This is a genomic window from Paraburkholderia sp. BR14320 (genome assembly GCF_040948665.1).
Lineage (GTDB): Bacteria > Pseudomonadota > Gammaproteobacteria > Burkholderiales > Burkholderiaceae > Paraburkholderia > Paraburkholderia youngii.
The window spans coordinates 1-202 of sequence record NZ_JBFPKG010000429.1; the positions used below are offsets into that span (position 1 = coordinate 1).

Annotated in this window: 1 protein-coding gene; it reads right to left on the bottom strand. The window is 63.4% G+C overall.

Annotated elements, in window-relative coordinates; genetic code table 11:
* The coding region (locus tag AB3X89_RS40945; protein ID WP_368588142.1) for a hypothetical protein at positions 1-202 on the bottom strand (202 nt) is incomplete at both ends.

Here is a 202-nt window from a genome sequence, read left to right on the forward strand (position 1 = left end):
GGAACGCATGGGTGCCCTTGTCCTTGATGTACCGAACGAGAGGGTCGTGGCTGCGTGTCGCCGGTTGATTGTGAGCGACCGCATTGGCCGGTGGTGGAATCACCGGCAGCACACCACAGGTTGTCCACGCCTCGGTCTGCGCGATACTGTAGTACGCGCCGTCGGCGATCACGCAGTCGACGTTCGCCTCGACTGCCAGCAC